Below are 20,099 nucleotides of genomic sequence, written 5' to 3'. Positions count from 1 at the left end.
CCGCACCACACAACACAACAAGGGGGAAGAATGAGCCATCGATTCGCTGCACGGATCGGGATCGTAGCCGTGGCGGTGGGGGCCGTCCTCGGAGGGCTTTCGCTCGCCGCTCCGGCGAACGCCGCCGGCGCGGCCATCACCGTCGATGACGCGGTCTACCGAGCGGGGAGCTGGGGCTCCGGCATCACCGTCAGCGGGACCGGCTTCGCCGCGAGCGCGGACGTCACCATTGAGGTGACCTACAACGGCACGACTCCGCTCGGGAGCACGACCACCACGACCACCGCGGCGGGCGACTTCCCGTCGGTCACGTTCAGCCCCGCCACGCCGCCGTTCGCGGCCGGTCCCGCCGACCACTACTTCGTCACCGCGACCGACACCGACGGCACGGCCTCGGCGCCGGTCGAGCTCGACGTCCGCTGGCCGGCCGCGATCCTGCCGAACCTGCTGGAGCTCACGACCGACCAGTTCGTGAACCCGTCGAGCGGTTTCGCCTTCACCCTCTCGGGCTTCGATCCCGGCGAGCGGATCACCGGCACCGCCGTCTACGCATCGACCCCGGTCCCGGGGATCGCCGACCAGACCGCGGACTCGGACGGCAACCTGACGACGGGTTACTACTACCTCGCCCAGGGGCAGGCGGTCGCCGGCCCGATCACCTTCACGTTCACCGGCGCGACCTCGAACCTCGTGCTCACGGCGACCGTCTCGGTGACCGGGCCGACCGTCGCCTCCGCGGGAGGCGGGACCTCGCCGCGATTCGCCGTCGGCGACGGGATCGATCCCGCAGCCGGTCAGGCGAACGCGCCGACGACGCACCTCCCGGTCGTCAGCGGCTGACCGTCGCACGATCATCCGCCGGGGCGGGACGCGCGCGTCCCGCCCCGGCCTTGTCGAGAACGCACACCATGAGACGCCTCCTGTTCGGCCTGACCGCACTTCTGCTCGGGTGCGCGCTGGCCGCGTGCTCTCCGGCCGGCGCGACACCGACGGGCCACGCGCCCTCGCCGGCTCGGACGACGACACCGACGCCGACGGCACCCGCCGGGCCGCCACTCCCCGCAGCCCTGTCGCCCGCGCAGCTCGCCGCTCTTCCGGCCGCCGTCTACGACGCGGTCGTCCCGGGGCTCCTCGCCGCCCCGGCGAACCCGCACTTCTCCCTCGCCATGACCGTCGGCTTCGACTCCGCCGTGTACGGCGCGGACTTCAGCACGCCGGTGGCACGCGTCCCGGCGAAGGACTTCCTCGGCGAGCCGACCATCGTCGTGCCGGTGACGACCGACGGCGCCTGGTCGCTCATCCTCACCGCGAGCAGGCAGACCCTGCCGTCGGCCGCCACACCCGGATCGCCGGCGCCGGCGCAGACGGCTGCCTGGATCCCTACCGCCGCGCTCAAACCCGTCGGCGGCCTCCCGGACAGGATCGTCGTGTCCGTCTCCGCTCAGACCCTCACCATCACCGACGCCGCCGGCACGGCCAAGCAGACGTTCCCCGTCGGGGTGGGGACGCCGGAGACGTCCACGCCGACGGACGTCACGGGGTACCTCCAGGCCCGCTACCTCGACCCGGCCCAGGGCCAGGCCGAGCACCGGATCCAGCTCACGTCGCTCCACGCCACCGGTGCCGACGAACCCTACGGAGGGAGTGACGGCGGCCTCATCGGGATCCACTACGAGGACGATCGGCAGGGAGCGATCTCGCACGGCTGCATCCGCGTCGGGGCCGACGCCGTCGCGGCCATCGACGCCCTGCCGCTCGGGACACCCGTCCGCATCGTGGCGTAGACCCCGGAAACGCGCGGATCCCACCGAGGCGCCGACGAAGAAAACACCCCTCGTTCACCTTCCGTTTACCGTTGCGGGGGACGCTGGTCAGACACCGGGAATAGCGTCACACGCGGGTCGCACCGACCCCGTCCTGTTGTTACTGATCCCCGGAAGGGACAACTGTGAAACTGAAGCGTCTTGGCGCTCCTCTGGCCGTTCTGGCCGCTGCCGCCATCTCTCTGACCGCGTGCGCGTCGAACGAGGGCAGCACCCCGTCGACCACGTCGGCCGCGCCTTCCAACCTCTCCGGCACGCTGAACGGCATCGGTTCGTCCGCCCAGGGCGCCGCGCAGACCGTCTGGGCCGCCGGCTTCCAGGAGGCCAACCCCAAGGTCACCATCAACTACGACCCGCAGGGCTCCGGCGCCGGCCGCAAGTCCTTCATCTCAGGCGCAGCCGACTTCGCCGGCTCCGACGCCGCGCTCAAGACCGAGGAGCTCGCCTCCGACTTCGCGGGCTGCGCCGCCGGCAGCAAGGGCATCGACCTCCCCGTCTACATCTCCCCGATCGCCATCGCGTACAACGTCGACGGCGTGAAGGACCTCAAGCTCGACGCCGACACCATCGCGGGCATCTTCTCGGGCAAGATCACCACCTGGGACGACGCGAAGATCAAGGACCAGAACTCGGGCGCCACGCTCCCGTCGGCCCCGATCACCGTCGTGCACCGCTCCGACGACTCGGGCACCACCCAGAACTTCACCGAGTACCTCGCGGCCAACGCCGCGGACGTCTGGACCGCCCCGGCCTCGCAGACCTTCCCGTTCCAGGTCGGTGACGCCGCCAAGGGCACCTCGGGTGTCGCGGACGCCACGAAGAACGCCAAGAACTCGATCACGTACATCGACGAGTCGGGCTCGGCCGGTCTCTCCATCGCGCAGCTCAAGGTGGGCGACACCTACACCAAGCTGAGCGCCGACGGTGCGGCCGCGGTCGTCGCCGCCTCGCCCATCGCCGATGGCCGCACCGCCAACGACCTCGCCATCGCGATCGACCGCAAGGCCGACAAGAAGGGCGACTGGCCGCTGGTCCTCGTCTCCTACATCGTCGCCTGCCAGGAGTACAAGGACTCCGCCAAGGCCGACCTGGTGAAGGGCTACGTCGACTACATCGTCAGCGCGGACGCGCAGAAGGCCGCCGCCGAGCAGGCCGGCTCCGCCCCGCTCGCGACCGACCTCGCCGCCAAGGTGAGCAAGGCCGTCGCCAGCATCAAGTAACACCCCGCCGCTCGGCCTGGGCTGTCTGCAGCCCGGGCCGAGCGTGCGTCTCCCCTCACCCGCCTCGCGCGGGAAACCCGATGAGAGAAAGCCACGAATGACCGCCGGAACCGCAGGAGCCATCAGACCGAGAGCGAAGGTCCGCCTCGGCGACCGCGTCTTCTCCACCAGCACCGTCGTCGCGGGATCCCTGATCCTCGCCATCCTGGCCGCGGTCGCGATCTTCCTCGTCGTCCAGAGCATCCCGGCCCTCTTCGCCGGTGCGGGCGATCTGCCCAACAACGCCACGAACTTCTGGTCGTGGGTGTGGCCACTGGTGTTCGGCACCATCTGGGCCGCCCTGATCGCGCTCCTCATCGCGACGCCGCTCTCCATCGGCATCGCCCTCTTCATCTCGCACTACGCCCCGCGCCGGGTCGCCCAGACCCTGGGCTACATCATCGACCTGCTCGCGGCGGTGCCGTCGGTCGTCTTCGGTCTCTGGGGCATCGCGACGCTCGCCTCGTTCGTGCAGCCGTTCTACGTGTGGCTGAGCACCTACCTCGGCTGGATCCCCTTCTTCGCCCCGCCGGTCTCCGGTACGGGCCGCACCATCCTGACCGCGGCGGTCGTCCTGGCCGTCATGGTCATCCCGATCATGACCGCCATCTGCCGCGAGATCTTCCTGCAGACGCCGCGCCTCCACGAGGAGGCCGCGCTCGCCCTCGGCGCGACGCGGTGGGAGATGGTCCGCATGGCCGTCCTGCCCTTCGCCCGCAGCGGCATCATCTCCGCGATCATGCTCGGCCTCGGCCGCGCCCTCGGCGAGACGCTCGCGATCGCGATGGTGCTCTCCCCCGCCCTGGTGGTCAAGTTCGCGGTGCTGCAGGCGCAGAGCCCGAACACCATCGCCGCCAACATCGCCCTGCAGTTCCCCGAGGCGACGGGCATCGGCGTCAACGCCCTCGTCGCCTCCGGCCTGGTGCTGTTCGTCGTGACCCTGCTGATCAACATGCTCGCCCGGTACATCGTCAACCGCCGCAAGGCCTTCTCGGGAGCGAACTGATGGCCGCCACGACCACCGCCACCGCCACCGCCGCACCGCGGCCCCTGGCCAACTCCTACACGGCCGGCAAGCTGCCCCGCTGGTCGCCCTGGACGATGCTCGTCGCGTCGTGGATCGTCTTCGGCGCGATCTTCGCCATCCTGGCCGCGAGCGGCATCACGAAGGACTTCAACATCGTCGGGGCGGTCTTCTTCGGCACCGTGTTCTTCGATGTCGCGATCTACACGACGTCGCTGCTGGTCGAGGGCCGGCGCAAGGCGACGGACCGCCTGATCACCTCGCTGGTGGCGACGGCGTTCATCATCGCCCTGCTGCCGCTCATCTCGCTCGGCTGGACCGTGATCGCCCAGGGCCTCGCCCGCTTCGACATCGCCTTCTTCTCGGAGTCGATGCGTAACGTCATCGGTGCCGGCGGCGGCGCCCTGCACGCGATCACCGGCACCCTGCTGATCACCGCCATGGCGGCACTCATCTCGGTGCCGATCGGCCTGCTGACCTCGGTCTACCTCGTCGAGTACGGGCGCGGGATGCTCGCCCGCGGCATCACCTTCTTCGTCGACGTGATGACGGGCATCCCGTCGATCGTCGCCGGCCTGTTCGCCTACGCCCTCTTCGCCCTGTTCTTCGGGCCGGCCATCCGCAACGGGTTCATGGGATCCGTCGCACTGTCGGTGCTGATGATCCCGGTCGTCGTGCGCTCGAGCGAGGAGATCCTGCGGATCGTCCCGAACGAGCTGCGGGAGGCCTCGCTCGCGCTCGGCGTGCCGAAGTGGCTGACCGTGCTGAAGGTGATCCTCCCGACCTCGCTCGCCGGCCTCGTCACGGGCATCATGCTCGCGATCGCCCGCGTCATCGGTGAGACCGCGCCGCTGCTCATCGTCGCGGGATTCACGACCAGCATGAACTACGACCTCTTCAGCGAACGCATGATGAGCCTGCCCGTGTTCGTGTACACGCAGTACACGCAGGCGGCGGGCCTGCACGCCCAGGACTCGATCGACCGGGCCTGGACCGGCGCGCTCGCCCTGATCATCATCGTCATGCTCCTGAACCTCGTCGGCCGGATCATCGCGAAGGCCTTCGCCCCCAAGTACGGCCGCTGACCCCGGCCTCCCACAGCTTCTCGAACCAACGCAGACAAGGAAAAACGTGTCCAAGCGCATCGAAGTCAACGATCTGAACGTCTACTACAGCAAGTTCCTCGCTGTGGAGGGGGTCTCGCTCACCATCGAGCCCCGCACGGTCACCGCGTTCATCGGCCCGTCCGGATGCGGCAAGTCGACGTTCCTCCGCACCCTCAACCGGATGCACGAGGTCATCCCCGGCGCCTACGTCGACGGCGAGGTGCTGATCGACGGCAACAACCTCTACGGCTCCGGCGTCGACCCCGTGCTCGTCCGCCGCCAGGTGGGCATGGTGTTCCAGCGACCCAACCCGTTCCCGACGATGAGCATCCGCGACAACGTGCTCGCCGGCGTCAAGCTCAACAACCGCCGCATGTCGAAGCCGGACAGCGACGACCTGGTCGAGAAGTCGCTCCGCGGCGCGAACCTCTGGAACGAGGTCAAGGACCGCCTCAACCTCCCCGGCTCCGGCCTCTCGGGCGGCCAGCAGCAGCGTCTGTGCATCGCCCGCGCGATCGCGGTCTCCCCCGACGTGCTCCTGATGGACGAGCCCTGCTCGGCCCTCGACCCGATCTCGACCCTCGCGATCGAGGACCTCATCGAGGAGCTCAAGGACGACTACACGATCGTGATCGTGACCCACAACATGCAGCAGGCCTCGCGCGTCTCGGACCGCACCGCCTTCTTCAACATCGCGGGCACCGGCAAGCCGGGCAAGCTCATCGAGTACAACGACACGAACCAGATCTTCTCCAACCCGAGCGTGCAGGCCACCGAGGACTACGTCTCCGGCCGCTTCGGTTGATCCCGCGACCGGCCGGCCGAGCGGCCGCCGAGCACGCGAAAAGTGCGCCGATCCGAGGGGGATCGGCGCACTTTTCGCATTTTCGGCGGCCGGCTGCGCGGTCGTGTCGTCAGGAGGGGATGGCGACGATCGGGTTGGTGGTCGGCTGCGGCGATCCGCCGCTCGGCTCGACCGTGACGCCGACCGTGTCGCCTGCCTTCATGGTGCCCGCGAGCACCTTCCAGGTCGAGCCCGCGCCGGCGGCATCCATCGTTCCGGCCGAGGTCGCCTTGCCGTCGCGGATGTACCAGAGCTCGTAGGTCTTGTCATTCGGGAGGTTCGGCAGGTCGTTGGCGATCAGCGCGGAGGTGCCGAGCTGAGCCGACCACACGAGGGTCGCCGTGCCGCCGCCGGTGACGGCCGCGCTCGCACGCTGGGCGTCCGGGGCGGCGTTGATCTGGGCGAGTGCCGACGCCTGCTGCTGGGTGGAGTCGTTGCCCGCGATGGTCCCGCCGACGATGGTTCCACCGAAGAAGAGGATGACGGCCGCCGCCGCAGAGGCGGCGATGATCGCGGGGCGGGCGAACCAGCGGCGCTGAGCCGTGCGCTCGGCCGGGGTGGCCTCCGGGGCTGGTGCTTCCGGGGCGGCGGGAGCCGTGGGTGCGGCTTGCACGGCCTCCGGGGCGGGCACAGGCGTGAGAACGGGTGCGGGAGCCGCCTCCGGCTCGGCCGGCAACTGCGGGGTCGTCTGGATGGCGGCGAACAGCGCGGCCTTGAGCTCCGGTCGAGGGGTGACCGGCTCCGCGGCGAGGCCGAGCTGGGCCGCGACGTCTTCGAAGTCGCGCGCCTCCTGCTCGTTCTCGGCGCCCAGTTCGGCGCCGAGGCGCGCGGGTGTCGGCCGGGTCTCGTCGGTCATCGTGTCACCCCCAGTTCCTCTCGCAGCCGTATCATCGCATCGCGCAGCCGTGTCTTCGCTGTGCCTAATGGAATGCCCAGTTCCGCCGCGACCTCGCTCTGGCTGAGGCCGCCGTAGTAGGCGAGCGTGATCGCTTGACGTTGCGCCTCGCTCAGCGTCGCCATGGCCACCTCCACTCTCTCGCTCTCCATCCGGACCTCGACCGTCTCGGCCACCTGGTCGTACGCCGTGGGGAGGTCTCGGATGCCCACGGCGGTGTCCCGGTCGCGGGACGCCTGGGACGCCCGGATCCGGTCGATCGCTCGACGGTGGGCCATCGTCATGATCCACGTCATCGCTCGACCTTTGTTCGGATCGAAACGCGAAGCGGATTGCCATGCCTCGAGAAAGACTTCCTGGGCGACTTCCTCGGACTGCGCGGCGTCGATGAGGACGCGGCGGATCAGGCCGAGGACGCGCGCCGCGGTGTGGTCGTAAAGGGTGGAGAACGCGTGCTGGTCGCCCGTGGCGGTGCGAACGAGGAGGTCGTCCAGATCCGGCGCCGCGGCGTCGTCCACGTCGTCTCCGCTCTGTCAGCTGTCCGGTGCGGGGGACAGTAGTGCCGGGCCGCAGAACGCCTCTCGGCGCGAGGCCGCTCGGAGCGGCAAGTTTTGGAGCCCGGGGTTACTGCGGCCCGGCTTCATCAATAGTACACAAGCCGCGGCGGACCTCCAGGGCGTGTCGTTCGCCGCCCGAGAACGGGGAATCCGCTGAGTGGCCGATCAGTCGAGGGAGTCGGAGCGCCAGAGGCGGGCACACGCCGCCAGTTCCTCCGCCGTGGTGGTGAACCGCAGAGCGCGCGTAGTGAGCTCGGCCGCGCGATCCGTGTCGAGCACGACGTCGCGGTCGTCCGCCACGGCGGCCGCGCCCGCTGCCGTCACCCGGCAGAACGCGGCGGCGCGGTCCAGGGCGCCCGCGAAGTCGCCCTCGAACAGCCCGCGCAGGATGCGGTCGGCGAGCTCGGTGATCTCGGCGGGCCCCGCCGGCGTGGGCGCCCCCGCGACGACCGGGTCGATGGAGGTGAGCACCTCGGTGCCGCGCTGGTACAGCAGTGCCGTGCCCTCGGCGTCCTGGCGGATCAGCAGCCGCAGCAGGTAGATGCGCCACAGGGCACCGGGCAGGCTCTTAGGATTGGACCGCGACCAGAGCTCAGCGAGCGCGTCGATCCCGTTCGCGTCGGTGTACGCGACGAGCCGGTCGACGACCTCGGGGTCGGGGTTCTCGCGCACGCGGGCGAGCAGCGCGCGGGCCGTCTCGTGCGCGACGCGGCTGATCTGGGCGGGGTCCTCCCCGCCCAGGAACGCCTCGAACATCCCGCCAGGGAAGGTGACCGGCTTGTGGTGTCGTTCCGCCATTGCCCCATTCTCCCCCGTGCGCGGGACGGGTGCGATCCACGGTAGATTAGTCAGCGATCGGGCCTGTAGCTCAGTTGGCAGAGCATCGGACTTTTAATCCGCGGGTCGTGGGTTCGAGCCCCACCGGGCCCACTTCGTGTTCGCGGCGCGGACGAGCGCCGCTCTCGCCTCCCGTGCGGGTCGCTACGCGACGCCCGTGACGCGGCCGCGCTCCATGAGATAGCCGACTGCGACGGCGCCCGCGATGCAGAGCATGATCGGGGCGAGGAGCTGGAGGCCCTGGTTCGTGAACTCCATGACGAGCACCAGGGCGGTGAACGGCGCCCGCATCGTGACGGCGAGGAAGGCCGCGGCGCCGATGAGGGCGAATCCGGCGAGCGGAGCGCCCGGCCAGATCAGGTTCCAGAGCGCCCCGATCGTCAGGCCCAGACCGGCACCGATCGCCAGGGAGGGGGTCAGGGTGCCACCGGCGGCACCGGCACCGATCGTGCCCGCGGTCGACGCCGTCTTCACCACGGTGATGGCGAAGATCAGCAGCACCGGCATCGCAGCGGTGAAGGCCAGCTGGCCGAGCGACCTCCCGTTGCCGAGGATGGCGGGGAGCCACAGCGAGACCACGCCGACGGCCGCGAAGACGAGCGGCATGACGATGAGGATGCCCCACGATCTCGGGCGGTGGCGCTGCGCGAAGCCCACGAGCTTCACGAACCCGACGGCGGCGAACCCGAGCAGGGGTCCGGCGAGCACGGACCAGAGCACGATCGTCGGCGAGAGCGGCACCTGCCCCACGGCGTAGAGCGGGTTCGCGGGCACGACGATGCGGGCGACGAGTGCGGCGATCGCGGAGGTCGCGAGGGCCGGCAGGATGGTGGCGAAGCTCACCTCGGCCAGCAGGATCTCGACGGCGAAGACGGCACCGCCGAGCGGCACGTTGTAGACGGCGGCCAGGCCGGCTCCGGCGCCGCACGCCACCAGGATGCGGCGCTCGCGAGCTGTCACGCCCGCACGGTCGGAGAGCCAGCCTGCCCAGAGCGCCGCAACCTCCCGTGGCGCCACCTCGCGGCCGATGGAGGCGCCGAGGCCGACGATGACGATCTGGAGGGCGGCGTTGACGAGCGTCACGATGCCGGGCATCCGGCGGCCTCCGACCGACGCCTCCACCGAGACGACGGCGTGATCGGGGCGACGCCGCCCCCACCACCGGAGCAGCCACCAGCCGACGCCGCCGATCACTCCGGCGACCACCAGCGCGACCACACGGCTGACGGGCGGGGCCTCCTGCAACCCTTCGAGGAACGAGCCCTCCGAGTAGCCGAACGCCAGATGCTGGATCGCGTGCAGCGCGAGGTAGACCAAGGCGCCGCCGATGCCTCCGCCCACACCCACGAGGGCGGTGACGACGACGAGACGGATCACCCAGGACGGAGCGCCGGGACGACGCACGGCTCGGGCGGAAGTCACCCGCTCAGCGTAACGGAGGCGGTCAGGCGCCCGGAACGAGTGCCTTCACCGTCAGCAGAGAGATGGAGCTCGACTGGCACGCGGTGACGTCCGAATCCTTCACGAAGAGGGACTCCGTCGAGCCGGGCGGGTAGACGCGGAAACCGTCCGCCTGCTTCGGGTCGCACTCCGACTCCGAGTAATTCCCCGCCTGCACGATCTTGAGCGCCGCCTGCGCGGTGCCGCCCGGCTGCAGGGTCACCGTCGGGTGCGGCGCGCTGCGGTCGAAGTCGGCCGGTGCACCGAGCTGGGTGCCGTTGCCGTCGCCGACGAACGACACTCCCGGCCAACCCTGCAGCGCGCACTGCGCGCTGCCGTTGTTGGTCAGCACGAGCGTGACCTCCACACTGCCCGCCGCACCGCCTCCGCCGGGCTGGATGCTGCCGCTCAGCGACCCCGTGTCGCACTGCCCATCGACCGGCGCCGAGCTGCTGGTGCCGGTCGGTCGCGGTGTCGAGGTCGCGGTCGACGTGGAGGTCGACGTCGACGCGGTCGGTGTCGAGGTCGGCGAGCCGGACGCCGAGCACCCGGCGACGGCCAGGACCAGAGCGCCGGCGGCGAGCGCGGCAGCGACGAGACGCGGGGCGGCGGGGCGGGACGAGAGGATCCGTGAGCGGGCCATGCGCCCATCCCACCAGCACGGGAGGCGGCAGCCGTGGCAGCGCGCCGGGTGTCGCCCGGATCGGTCGCCGGAGCGAAAGCACCCATGTGGTGTGGAGACGCGCCCTGGCAGGATGGACCTATGAAAGCGATCGCATCCTGGCTCACCCGCTATTGGGCGGTCGTCGTCCCGATCATCGGCGTCATCCTGCTCGTCGCCTTCTGGACGGTCGAGCTCCAGCCCTGGGCGGTCGTGCTGATCGCGCTCGTGCTCGGCGGCACCGTGCTCGCGGCGGTCCAGCACGCGGAGGTCGTGGCCCACCGGGTCGGCGAACCCTTCGGCTCCCTGGTGCTCGCGGTCGCCGTGACGGTGATCGAAGTGGCGCTGATCGTGACGCTGATGACCTCGGGCAAGGACTCCGAGACGCTCGCCCGCGACACCGTCTTCTCCGCCGTGATGATCACGATGAACGGAATCGTCGGTCTCTCCCTGCTCCTCAGCTCCAGCCGCGGGTCGATGACCTCGTTCAATCCCAAGGGCAGCAGCGCGGCCCTCGCCACCGTCACCGCGATGGCGACGCTGACGATGGTGGTGCCGACGTTCACCGAGACACCCGGCCCGCAGTTCTCGCCGAGCCAGCTGGTGTTCGCAGCCCTCGCCTCGATCTCCCTCTACGCGATGTTCGTCTTCACCCAGACCTTCGCGCATCGCGACTTCTTCCTGCCGGTCGCCCTGAAGCCCAGTGAGGGCAACGGCAACGAGGAGGACGAGGACAGCCACGCCGAGCGGCCGTCGAACCGCACCGCGCTGATCAGCCTCGGCCTCCTCCTGGTCGCCCTCGTCGCGGTCGTCGGGCTGGCGAAGCTCGAGTCGACGCCGCTGGAGCGCGCCGTCACCGCGGTCGGGCTGCCGCAGTCGTTCGTCGGTGTGATCATCGCGCTGCTGGTGCTGCTGCCGGAGGGCATCGCGGCCGCCAAGGCGGCGAAGCTCAATCGCATGCAGACGAGCCTCAACCTCGCACTCGGATCCGCGATCGCCAGCATCGGCCTCACCATCCCGGTGATCGCCGTCGCCTCGATCTGGCTTCCCGGTGCGCTGCATCTCGGTCTCGGCGCGAGTCAGATCGTGCTGCTGGCCCTCACCGTGGCCGTCAGCATCCTGACGCTCATGCCGGGGCGTGCGGTGCGGATGCAGGGCGGTATCCACCTCATCCTGTTCGCGGCCTTCATCTTCCTGTCGATCGCGCCGTGACCTACCTGCGTCGTCTGATCGCGGACGGCCACGCCGGCGACTGGCGGGCCATCACCGGCCGGCGCTGACCGCCGCGTCGAAGAGCTGCTCGGCAGCACGGCGTGCGGCGACCGGGGTCCCGCCGCACAGCGCCGCGCTCGCGGAGGCGCCGTCGAAGAGCAGCGTGAGCTGCACGGCGAGAAGGTGCGGTTCCGACGCCCCGGCGGCGACGGCCTGGCGCTCGAAGAAGGCGGTGAGCTCACCCTTGAAGTGCTGCGCGACCAGCGCGGCAGGATGTTCGCGGTCGCGCAGCTCGGTGGCGACGTTGACGAACGGGCAGCCGAAAAAGTCGCTCGCCTCGGCCGCGGCGTGCAGCGCGTCGTAGACGTGCAGGACGCGCTCGCGCGGGCTGAGGTCGTCGCTCTCGGTGAAGTAGCCGGCCACGACACGCGGTCCGTACTCGCGCAGCATCTCGGCGACGATCGCGTCCTTGCCGTCGAAATGCTGGTAGATCGAGCGCTTGGAGACCGCGGCCTCCTGAGCGATCCGGTCGACACCGACCGCGTTGACGCCTTCGCCGATGAAGAGCCGGGCGGCGGCGGCGAGCACGCGCTCGCGCGGTTTGGGCCGGGGCTCGACGGTGGCGGTGGTCATGAGCCGATTCTATGGGCGGCGGTGGACAAAGTAAACCGATCGGTGTACATTTCGAGTACACCGACCTGTTTACTTCTGGAGGAACCATGACCGACCTCACCGGACGCACCGCCCTCGTCACCGGAGCCAACCGCGGACTCGGAGCCGCCTTCGTCGCCGGGCTGCTCGAGCGCGGCGTCGCGAAGGTCTACGCGGCCGCGCGCCACCCCGAGACCGTCACGAGCGACGACCCCCGAGTGGTCCCCCTCGCGCTCGACGTGACCGACCCCGAGAGCATCCGGCGCGCTGCCGAGATCGCGAGCGATGTGACCGTGCTGGTCAACAACGCCGGCATCGCCGTGAACCAGTCGCTCATCTCGGGAGACCTCGACGAGATCCACCGCGAGTTCGACACCAACTTCTGGGGCCCCGTCCTGGTCACGCGCGCCTTCGCACCCGTGCTGGCGCAGAACGACGGCGGCGCGATCGTGAACATGCACTCCGCGCTGAGCTGGCTCGCGCTCGGCTCGTACAGTGCGACCAAGGCCGCGCTGTGGTCGGCGAGCAACTCCGCGCGCGTCGAGCTGGCGCCGCAGGGCATCCAGGTCGTCGGAGTGCACGTCGGCTACGTCGACACGGAGATGGCCGCGAACGCGGAGGGCGTGAAGGTCCCGCCGACGCAGGTCGTGGACGAGGCTCTGGATGCGGTGGCCGCCGGAGACGCGGAGGCCATCGTCGGCGACGTAGCCCGCCACGTGAAGTCGAAGCTCCACGAGGACGTGCGCGCCCTCTACCCCCAGCTGGCCAAGTAGGACGAGGCGGCGAAGCCCTCGGGCCGGATGCCCCAGCACACGGTCCACTCCTCGCCGGGCTCGATCCAGTGGAGACCCTGCCCGGTGTTGAGGGCGTTGGCCGGCGCCGTCATCGGCTCGACCGCGAGCGCGACCTCCCCCGGCGACTTCGTCGCGAAAGAGCGGTGCGTGAACACCTGCACGTAGGCGAACGCCGGATCGCTCCAGAGGATCACGCGACGGCCGTCGTCGGCCGCGAGCACGTGCTCCGGCCGCTCGGCGAGCCCGCCGAAGCCGTCGTTCACGTCCAGGTCGCTCACGCGCGCCCCCGCCGAGAGGTCGAAGCGCGTGCCGGCGACGGGCACTTCGCCCGCCACATTGAGCCGGTCGTCGGTCTCGAACCGCGAGGCCGCCGTCACGGTCAGCGTGAGCTGCTCGGCAGGGACCTCTCCGATCCGCAGGTACGGGTGGGCGCCGACGGCGACCGGCGCGGCGCGCTCGCCCCGGTTGACGATCGTGTGGGTGACCGTGAGGCCCTCGGTGTCCAGCTCATGCTCGACCGTCGTGTCGAGGAGGAACGGATAGCCCGCCTGCGGGTAGATACTCGCCGCCTGCGTGACGGAGGAGTCGGTGCGCGCGACCAGCGTGTACGGCTGGTAGCGCAGGAGGCCGTGGCTCGCGTTGCCGAGCTGCGGCTCGGTGAGCGCGAGCTGCTGCGCCACACCGTCGAGCTCCCACCGGCCGTCCTTGACCCGGTTGGGCCAGGGGACGAGCACGATGCCGTCGGCGGAGGGCGGAGTCGACTCCTCCGGGAACGGCTCCGTGAGGTCGACGCCCGCGTAGCGCAGGGTGCGGATCCCCGCCGCCACCTGGGTGACGGTCGCGCTCAGGTCGCCGAATTCGATGTCGTACTGGTCGCCGGTGGGTGCACGCATGGCCACAGCCTAGGCCCCGGCGACGGTGACCGGCAGACCGGTTTCGCGCAGCGCGGACAGCTCCTCAGGGGCCGCCGAGGCACCGGTGATGAGCGCCGAGATCTCGTCGATGCCGGCGATGCGTCCGAGGTGCGTGCGGCCGAGCTTGGAGCCGTCGGCGACGACGACGGCGCGCTCGGCGGTCGTCACCATCGCGCGCTTCAGGTCGGCCTCGGGCAGGTTCACGTTGGTGATGCCGCCGGCCGGGTGGACCCCGGTGCAGCCGATGAAGGCGAGGTCGGCGTGCACCCGTTCGAGCAGGCTGGAGGCCAACGGCTCGACCAGCGAGTGCTGCAGCGGCCGCAGCGTGCCGCCGGTGACGACGACCTGGAAACGAGGGATGGCGCGCTCCAGCTCGAGCGCGATCGTCAGACCGTTGGTGATCACGGTGACGTCGGTGAGATCGTCCCGGTCGGCGAGGGCACGCGCGATCGCCGCCGTGGTGGTGCCGACGTCGAGCAGCACGCTGCTCCCCGAGCCGACGAGCGCGGCCGCGGCGAGCGCGATCGCCCGCTTCTCGTCCGCCGACGCCTCCAGGGCCTCCTCGAAGCTCGCCTCGCGCATCCCCGTGCCACGGAGGACCGCGCCGCCGTGGACCCGGCGGATGCTCTGCCGCTCGTCGAGGGCGTCGAGGTCGCTGCGCACCGTGACGTCGGAGACCTGGAACTCCTCGCTCAGCTCGCTGACCCGGACGAAGCCGGCGCGGCCGATCAGTTCGAGCATGCGCTCCCGGCGGAGGGCGGCAGGCAGCGGTTCGCTCATACGCCCATCGTGTTCCGCTTGCGTTTGCTTGTCAATGCGAAAGCGAATGACTAGATTTGCTTTCGGAAACGAAAGGCTGGCATGGCTTCCATCACCAAGCGCCCGCACGTCCTCTCCGACGGCCGGGACCTCATCTACTACGACGACGCGGACTCGACGCTCGCGCCCGACCGCGCACCCGACCTCCGCGAGCCGTCCCCGCGCCCGCCGACGGCGACCATGCGACAGGACCCGCTGACCGGGGAATGGGTGTCGATCGCCGCCGCGCGCCAGAACCGGGTGATGCTGCCGCCCGCCGAGCTCGATCCGCTCGCGCCCGCCACTCCGAGCAACCCGTCTGAGATCCCGAGCGTGTACGACGTCGCGGTCTTCGAGAACAAGTCGCCGTCGTTCGGGCCGCTGCTCGAGGATGCGAACGCCCCCCTCGGTCTCGACGACCTGGCGGAGGTCGGGCTCGGCCGCACGCGCACCTCCGTCGGGCGCTGCGAGGTGGTGTGCTTCAGCCCGGCGACGAGCGGCTCCTTCGGCAGCCTCACGCCCTCCCGCGCCCGCACGGTCATCGAGGCCTGGGCGGACCGCACCGCGGTGCTGTCCGCGCTGCCCGGCGTGCGACAGGTGTTCCCGTTCGAGAACCGCGGGGAGGCCATCGGCGTCACCCTGCACCACCCGCACGGCCAGATCTACTCGTACCCGTACATCACGCCACGCACCAACGCGCTCATCCGCTCGCTCGACGCATACGGTCCGACGCTGTTCGCCGACATCCTGGAGCGCGAGCGCGCCTCCGAGCGCGTCGTCCTCGCCGGCGAGCACTGGACCGCGTTCGTGCCCTTCGCGGCCCGCTGGCCCATCGAGATCCACGTCCTCCCGCACCGGCACGTCGCCGACTTCGCCGAGACGAACGACGCCGAGCGGGACGAGCTCGCCACGCTCTACCTCCGCGTCCTGCGGGGAGTGGATGCGCTCTACGACTCCCCCACCCCCTACATCGCCGCCTGGCACCAGGCGCCCGTCGATGTGCGCCGCGACGAGATCCGCCTGATGCTGCAGATCACCTCCCCCCGCCGCGCCGCGGATAAGCTGAAGTTCCTGGCCGGCTCCGAAGCCGCGATGGGCGCGTGGATCGGCGACGTTCCGCCCGAGAAGGCCGCCGAGGCTCTCCGCGAGGCCGTCGCCCGCGCCGATCGCGAGAACCCCGTCGGCGAACTGCCGCGCGGCATCTCCGGCCTCGTCACCGTCCCACCCGCTCCCTCCGACCGAAAGGCCGACCGATGACCGATCTGCGCTCCGGCGTCCGCGACGACTTCGCCGAGGTGTTCGGCCGCCAGCCCGACGGCGTGTGGTCGTCCCCCGGCCGCGTCAACCTCATCGGCGAGCACACCGACTACAACGAGGGATTCGTCCTCCCGTTCGCGATCAATCGCCGCACGGTGGCCGCGCTCGGGCTGCGCGAGGACCGTATCGTCCGCGTCGGCAGCACCTTCGCCGACGAGCTCGTGGAGGTCGACCTCGACGCGATCGGGCCCGGCGCCCTCTCCGGCTGGTCGGCCTACCCGCTCGGCGTGGCGTGGGCGCTCGGCGAGTTCGGAGCCGACCTGGCCGCCGTTCCGGGCTTCGACGTGCTCATCGACTCCAACGTCCCCGTCGGCGCGGGGCTGTCGTCGTCCGCCGCGATCGAGGGTGCGGTCGCCCTCGCTCTCAACGACGTCTGGCGGCTCGGGCTCGACCGGCAGACCCTCGCCCGTGTCGGCCAGCGCGCCGAGAACGTGGCCGTCGGCGCCCCGACCGGGATCATGGACCAGTCCGCGTCGCTGCTGGGCGAGCCGGATTCCGCCGTCTTCCTCGACTGCCGCACGCTGCACTCCGAGATCGTGCCGCTGGGCCTGGCCGAGGCCGGGCTGGAGATCGTCGTGATCGACACGGGCGTGGAGCATGCGCACGCCACCGGCGGGTACGCCGAACGCCGAGCCTCGTGCGAAGCCGGCGCCGCCGCGCTCGGCGTGGAGTCGCTCCGGGATGTCTCGGTCGCCGACCTGGACCGCGCCCGCGAGCTGCTCGACGACGTGACCTTCCGCCGGGTGCGGCACGTCGTCACCGAGGACCAGCGCGTGCTCGACACCGTGCGCACCCTGCGCGAGCAGGGGCCGACCGCGATCGGCGAGCTGCTCGACGCCTCCCACGCCTCCATGCGCGACGACTTCGAGATCTCCGTGCCCGAGCTCGACCTCGCCGTCGAGACGGCGCAGTCGAACGGCGCCATCGGCGCACGGATGACCGGCGGCGGCTTCGGCGGCTCGGCGATCGCACTCGTGCCGTCCGACGCGGTCAGCCGGGTGCTCGTCGCGCTCGACGGAGCCTTCGCCGAGCACGGCTTCGGCCAGCCGAACCTCTTCACCGTGGTGCCGTCGGAGGGCACGCGCCGGGAGAGCTGACCTCCCCTCATCCCCGTCGTTAACCTCCCGGCAACCGTTCGGGAGGAAGATGGCGGGGATGACGGATCCCGAGATCACCTGGCTCGACGCCGACACCGTGCAGCTGCGGCAGCCGAAGTCGTCGCACTGGGAGGCGCCCTTCCTCTTCCTGCTCTTCGGCAGGAGGCGCGCACTCCTGCTCGACACAGGCGCCACGGCGGACGAGTCCGTCTTCCCGCTGCGCGCGACGGTCGACCGGCTCACCGACACCTGGTTGCGACGCAACCCTGCGGTGTTCCTGCGGCCGTATCCCCTGGTCGTCGCGCACACGCACGCCCACCGCGACCACATCGCGGGAGACCCGCTGCTCGCGGCACGACCGGCGACGACGGTGGTCGGGACCACCCCGGCCCAGGTCATCTCGTTCTTCGGGTTCCGCGCGTGGCCGGACGAGGTCGTGGAGTTCGACCTCGGTCAACGGCCGATCGACGTGATCGGCGGCCCGGGGCACGAGCCGTCCGCCGTCGTGTTCTTCGACCGCCGGAGCGGCATCCTGTTCACCGGGGACACCGTGCTCCCCGCTCACCTCTACATCCGGGACCGCGCGCAGTACAGCGCGACGATCGACCGGCTCATCCGGTTCCGCGACTCTGCGCCCGTGCGCGTGCGCGAGCTGCGGGGCGCGCACATCGAGATGTCGCCGGAGCCCGGCGTGGCCTACCCGCCCGGCACGATCGACCAGCCGGACGAGCCCGCGCTCGAGCTGCCTCCGCGCATCCTGAACCGTGTGCGCGCGGCCCTCGACGACCTGCCGGACTCTCCCGACGGTCGTGTGGTCCGCAAGCGCTTCATCGTCGTCGACGAGAGCCGGGAGCGCGCAGCCCACGCTGGCTAAGCTGACGGGATGAGCACCCTCGTCACCCTCGCCGACGGCTCGGCGCCCACCGTCTCCCCCGATGCCTTCGTCGCTCCCGGGGCGGTCCTCGCCGGGCGCGTGCGCCTGAGTGCCGCGTCGAGCGTCTGGTACAACGCGGTGCTCCGCGCCGAAGCGGAGGAGATCGTCCTCGGCGAGCGCAGCAACATCCAGGACAACGTCTCCTGCCACGTCGACGCCGGCTACCCGCTGACGATCGGCGCCGACGTGTCGGTCGGCCACAACGCCGTGCTGCACGGCTGCACGGTGGAGGACGGCGCGCTGATCGGGATGCACGCGACCGTGCTCAACGGCGCGGTCATCGGGGCAGGGTCGCTCGTCGCCGCCGGGACCGTGGTGCTCGAAGGGACGGTCGTCCCGGCCGGATCCCTCGTCGCCGGCGTACCCGGGAAGGTCCGCCGAGAGCTCATGGAGGAGGAGCGTGCGGGCCTCGTCGGCAACGCCTCCGCCTACCTGCGCCTGGTCGAGGCGCACCCGCGGAGCTGACTCAGGCTTCGGTCGCCGAAGCGTCCGTCGCGGACGGCTCGACCGGGCCCGGCGCTCCCCCCGTCAGTCGCACCAGCTCGGCGAACGTCGTGGGGAACACCGTGTGCGGGTGACCGGCCGCGGCCCAGACCTCGGGGTAGCCCGCGAGCGCCACATCGACGACCGTGCGGAGAGGCGCGGGGTGGCCGACCGGCGCGACACCGCCGATGGTCTGACCCGTGGCCGCCTTCACCGTCTCGGGATCGGCCCGACGGATGCGGCCGCCCAGCTGCTCGCCGAGGTAGGCCGTGTCCACACGGTGCGCGCCGGAGGTCATGACGAGCAGCGGCTCGCCGTCGATGGTGAAGACGAGGGAGTTGGCGATGGCGCCCACCTCCACGCCCAGCTCGGCCGCGGCGGAGACGGCGGTCGGCGTCGCCGCCTCGAACCAGCGGACCCGCGGCTCGACGCCGGCCGCGAGGAGGGCCGACTCGACCCGCTCCACGGCGGGATGCGTGCGCTCGGCGCCCTCGCCGCTCATGCCAGCGCCCGCTCCGCGGACTCGACCACGTTCTGCAGCAGCAGCGCGCGGGTCATCGGGCCGACGCCGCCCGGGTTCGGCGAGATCCACGCGGCGACCTCGGCGACATCCGGAGCCACGTCACCGGCGACGACGCTCTTGCCGGTCACCGGGTCCTCCACGCGGCTCACGCCCACGTCGAGGACGATCGCGCCCGGCTTCACGTTCTCGGCCGAGACCAGCCCCGCGACGCCCGCGGCGGCCACGATCACGTCGGCGCGCTTCAGGTGCTCGTCGAGGTCGACGGTGCCGGTGTGGGTGAGCGTCACCGTCGCGTTGTACTCGCGACGGGTCAGCAGCGAGCCGATCGAGCGGCCGACGGTGACGCCGCGGCCGACGACGACGACGTGCTTGCCGTTCAGCTCGATCCCGTGCCGCTCCATCAGCTCGATGACGCCGCGCGGGGTGCACGGGAGCGGCGTGCTGATCGGCCGGTTGACGTTGAGCATCAGGCGGCCGAGGTTCGTCGGGTGCAGGCCGTCCGCATCCTTCGCCGGGTCCACGAGCTCGAGGATCGCGTCGGTGTCGAGGTGCGGCGGCAGCGGGAGCTGGACGATGAACCCGGTGCAGTCGGGGTCGGCGTTCAGGTCCTCGATCACGGCCTCCAGCTCGGCCTGCGAGATGTCGGCCGGGAGGTCGCGGCGGATGGAGGCGATGCCCACCTCCGCGCAGTCGCGGTGCTTGCCGGCGACGTACCACTGCGAGCCCGGGTCGTCACCGACCAGGATGGTGCCGAGCCCGGGAACGACGCCCTGCTCGCGCAGGCGCGTCACGCGCTCGGTCAGTTCGCTCTTGATCGCGGCGGCCGTGGCCTTGCCGTCCAGAATTCGTGCGGTCACAGTTCCTCCGTCGTTACACCGCCGAGTACGCGGATCATCTGCGTACTCGGCGGCTTTCGCCCGATTTTCGTGT

The 20,099-nt window shown here is 70.9% G+C and carries 22 protein-coding genes and 1 tRNA gene; 13 read left to right on the top strand and 10 right to left on the bottom strand.

Annotation, left to right across the window (positions count from 1 at the left end):
• The first annotated feature begins 30 nt into the window (after positions 1–30).
• From HNR14_RS13960 to pstB, 6 genes are all read left to right on the top strand, one after another.
• Positions 31–840, top strand: a complete 810-nt coding sequence (locus HNR14_RS13960; protein WP_179701515.1) for a hypothetical protein — start codon at positions 31–33, stop codon at positions 838–840.
• A 68-nt stretch (positions 841–908) separates the two neighbouring features.
• On the top strand, positions 909–1,784 hold the full coding sequence (locus HNR14_RS13955; RefSeq protein WP_179701514.1) for a L,D-transpeptidase: 876 nt from the start codon (positions 909–911) through the stop codon (positions 1,782–1,784).
• Between the two features lie 164 nt (positions 1,785–1,948).
• A complete protein-coding gene (pstS, locus tag HNR14_RS13950; protein ID WP_179701513.1) occupies positions 1,949–3,043 on the top strand; it encodes a phosphate ABC transporter substrate-binding protein PstS in 1,095 nt (364 codons plus the stop codon).
• Between the two features lie 97 nt (positions 3,044–3,140).
• Positions 3,141–4,088 carry a phosphate ABC transporter permease subunit PstC gene (pstC, locus tag HNR14_RS13945; protein ID WP_179701512.1) on the top strand — a complete coding sequence of 316 codons (948 nt, stop codon included), beginning with the start codon at positions 3,141–3,143 and terminating at the stop codon, positions 4,086–4,088.
• Positions 4,088–5,191 (top strand): phosphate ABC transporter permease PstA, encoded by a 1,104-nt coding sequence (pstA, locus tag HNR14_RS13940; RefSeq protein ID WP_021762529.1) that lies wholly within the window; start codon positions 4,088–4,090, stop codon positions 5,189–5,191. The genes pstC and pstA overlap by 1 nt, the downstream gene beginning before the upstream one ends.
• Positions 5,192–5,237: 46 nt before the next feature.
• The gene (gene pstB / locus HNR14_RS13935; RefSeq protein ID WP_179701511.1) at positions 5,238–6,017 is read left to right on the top strand and encodes a phosphate ABC transporter ATP-binding protein PstB; all 780 of its coding nucleotides are present in this window, start codon (positions 5,238–5,240) and stop codon (positions 6,015–6,017) included.
• A gap of 109 nt (positions 6,018–6,126) precedes the next feature.
• On the opposite strand, the gene HNR14_RS13930 is transcribed toward pstB, so the two are convergent.
• The 3 genes from HNR14_RS13930 to HNR14_RS13920 form a co-directional block, all read right to left on the bottom strand.
• Positions 6,127–6,912 (bottom strand): anti-sigma factor, encoded by a 786-nt coding sequence (locus tag HNR14_RS13930; protein WP_179701510.1) that lies wholly within the window; start codon positions 6,910–6,912, stop codon positions 6,127–6,129.
• Positions 6,909–7,469: an ECF RNA polymerase sigma factor SigK gene (sigK, locus tag HNR14_RS13925; RefSeq protein WP_021762532.1), complete on the bottom strand. Its 561-nt coding sequence runs from the start codon at positions 7,467–7,469 to the stop codon at positions 6,909–6,911. Before sigK ends, HNR14_RS13930 begins: the two co-directional genes overlap by 4 nt.
• A gap of 204 nt (positions 7,470–7,673) precedes the next feature.
• Positions 7,674–8,306 carry a DNA-directed RNA polymerase subunit beta gene (locus HNR14_RS13920; protein ID WP_179701509.1) on the bottom strand — a complete coding sequence of 211 codons (633 nt, stop codon included), beginning with the start codon at positions 8,304–8,306 and terminating at the stop codon, positions 7,674–7,676.
• 59 nt (positions 8,307–8,365) lie between these two features.
• On the opposite strand from HNR14_RS13920, the gene HNR14_RS13915 reads away from it, so the two are divergent.
• A tRNA-Lys gene (locus tag HNR14_RS13915) sits at positions 8,366–8,438 on the top strand.
• A gap of 51 nt (positions 8,439–8,489) precedes the next feature.
• Here the strand turns inward: HNR14_RS13915 and HNR14_RS13910 are convergent.
• Both HNR14_RS13910 and HNR14_RS13905 read right to left on the bottom strand, forming a co-directional pair.
• Positions 8,490–9,767: a chloride channel protein gene (locus HNR14_RS13910; RefSeq protein ID WP_343064490.1), complete on the bottom strand. Its 1,278-nt coding sequence runs from the start codon at positions 9,765–9,767 to the stop codon at positions 8,490–8,492.
• Positions 9,768–9,789: 22 nt separating this feature from the next.
• Positions 9,790–10,428: a DUF4232 domain-containing protein gene (locus HNR14_RS13905; RefSeq protein WP_179701508.1), complete on the bottom strand. Its 639-nt coding sequence runs from the start codon at positions 10,426–10,428 to the stop codon at positions 9,790–9,792.
• A 120-nt stretch (positions 10,429–10,548) separates the two neighbouring features.
• Here HNR14_RS13905 and HNR14_RS13900 point away from each other — a divergent pair, with 120 nt between their 5' ends.
• On the top strand, positions 10,549–11,658 hold the full coding sequence (locus HNR14_RS13900; protein WP_179701507.1) for a calcium:cation antiporter: 1,110 nt from the start codon (positions 10,549–10,551) through the stop codon (positions 11,656–11,658).
• 51 nt (positions 11,659–11,709) lie between these two features.
• Here HNR14_RS13900 and HNR14_RS13895 read toward each other — a convergent pair whose 3' ends face one another.
• On the bottom strand, positions 11,710–12,291 hold the full coding sequence (locus HNR14_RS13895) for a TetR/AcrR family transcriptional regulator (protein ID WP_179701506.1): 582 nt from the start codon (positions 12,289–12,291) through the stop codon (positions 11,710–11,712).
• A gap of 86 nt (positions 12,292–12,377) precedes the next feature.
• Between HNR14_RS13895 and HNR14_RS13890 the strand changes: the two genes are divergently transcribed.
• Positions 12,378–13,082, top strand: coding sequence for an SDR family oxidoreductase (locus HNR14_RS13890; protein ID WP_179701505.1), 705 nt, complete (start codon positions 12,378–12,380; stop codon positions 13,080–13,082).
• Here the strand turns inward: HNR14_RS13890 and HNR14_RS13885 are convergent.
• Both HNR14_RS13885 and HNR14_RS13880 read right to left on the bottom strand, forming a co-directional pair.
• A complete protein-coding gene (locus tag HNR14_RS13885; RefSeq protein ID WP_179701504.1) occupies positions 13,061–13,996 on the bottom strand; it encodes an aldose 1-epimerase family protein in 936 nt (311 codons plus the stop codon). The genes HNR14_RS13890 and HNR14_RS13885 overlap by 22 nt on opposite strands.
• A 9-nt stretch (positions 13,997–14,005) precedes the next feature.
• Positions 14,006–14,797: a DeoR/GlpR family DNA-binding transcription regulator gene (locus HNR14_RS13880; RefSeq protein ID WP_179701503.1), complete on the bottom strand. Its 792-nt coding sequence runs from the start codon at positions 14,795–14,797 to the stop codon at positions 14,006–14,008.
• An 81-nt stretch (positions 14,798–14,878) separates the two neighbouring features.
• Here HNR14_RS13880 and galT point away from each other — a divergent pair, with 81 nt between their 5' ends.
• From galT to HNR14_RS13860, 4 genes are read left to right on the top strand one after another with little or no spacing between them, the layout of a single operon-like run.
• Positions 14,879–16,072, top strand: a complete 1,194-nt coding sequence (gene galT, locus HNR14_RS13875) for a galactose-1-phosphate uridylyltransferase (protein WP_179701502.1) — start codon at positions 14,879–14,881, stop codon at positions 16,070–16,072.
• A complete protein-coding gene (gene galK, locus HNR14_RS13870) occupies positions 16,069–17,229 on the top strand; it encodes a galactokinase (protein WP_179701501.1) in 1,161 nt (386 codons plus the stop codon). The genes galT and galK overlap by 4 nt, the downstream gene beginning before the upstream one ends.
• Before the next feature lie 58 nt (positions 17,230–17,287).
• Positions 17,288–18,103: an MBL fold metallo-hydrolase gene (locus HNR14_RS13865; protein ID WP_179701500.1), complete on the top strand. Its 816-nt coding sequence runs from the start codon at positions 17,288–17,290 to the stop codon at positions 18,101–18,103.
• A gap of 9 nt (positions 18,104–18,112) precedes the next feature.
• Complete coding sequence (locus HNR14_RS13860; protein ID WP_179701499.1) at positions 18,113–18,628, top strand: gamma carbonic anhydrase family protein; 516 nt, start codon at positions 18,113–18,115, stop codon at positions 18,626–18,628.
• A gap of 1 nt (position 18,629) precedes the next feature.
• Here the strand turns inward: HNR14_RS13860 and HNR14_RS13855 are convergent, their stop codons facing one another.
• Together HNR14_RS13855 and HNR14_RS13850 are read right to left on the bottom strand one after the other, a co-directional pair.
• Positions 18,630–19,148, bottom strand: coding sequence for a YbaK/EbsC family protein (locus HNR14_RS13855; RefSeq protein WP_179701498.1), 519 nt, complete (start codon positions 19,146–19,148; stop codon positions 18,630–18,632).
• Positions 19,145–20,026 carry a bifunctional methylenetetrahydrofolate dehydrogenase/methenyltetrahydrofolate cyclohydrolase gene (locus HNR14_RS13850; RefSeq protein ID WP_179701497.1) on the bottom strand — a complete coding sequence of 294 codons (882 nt, stop codon included), beginning with the start codon at positions 20,024–20,026 and terminating at the stop codon, positions 19,145–19,147. The genes HNR14_RS13855 and HNR14_RS13850 overlap by 4 nt, the downstream gene beginning before the upstream one ends.
• Positions 20,027–20,099 lie beyond the last annotated feature (73 nt).

The sequence above is a fragment of the Leifsonia naganoensis genome (genome assembly GCF_013410615.1).
GTDB lineage: Bacteria > Actinomycetota > Actinomycetes > Actinomycetales > Microbacteriaceae > Leifsonia > Leifsonia aquatica.
This window is presented reverse-complemented; position numbering and strand designations above follow the sequence as displayed.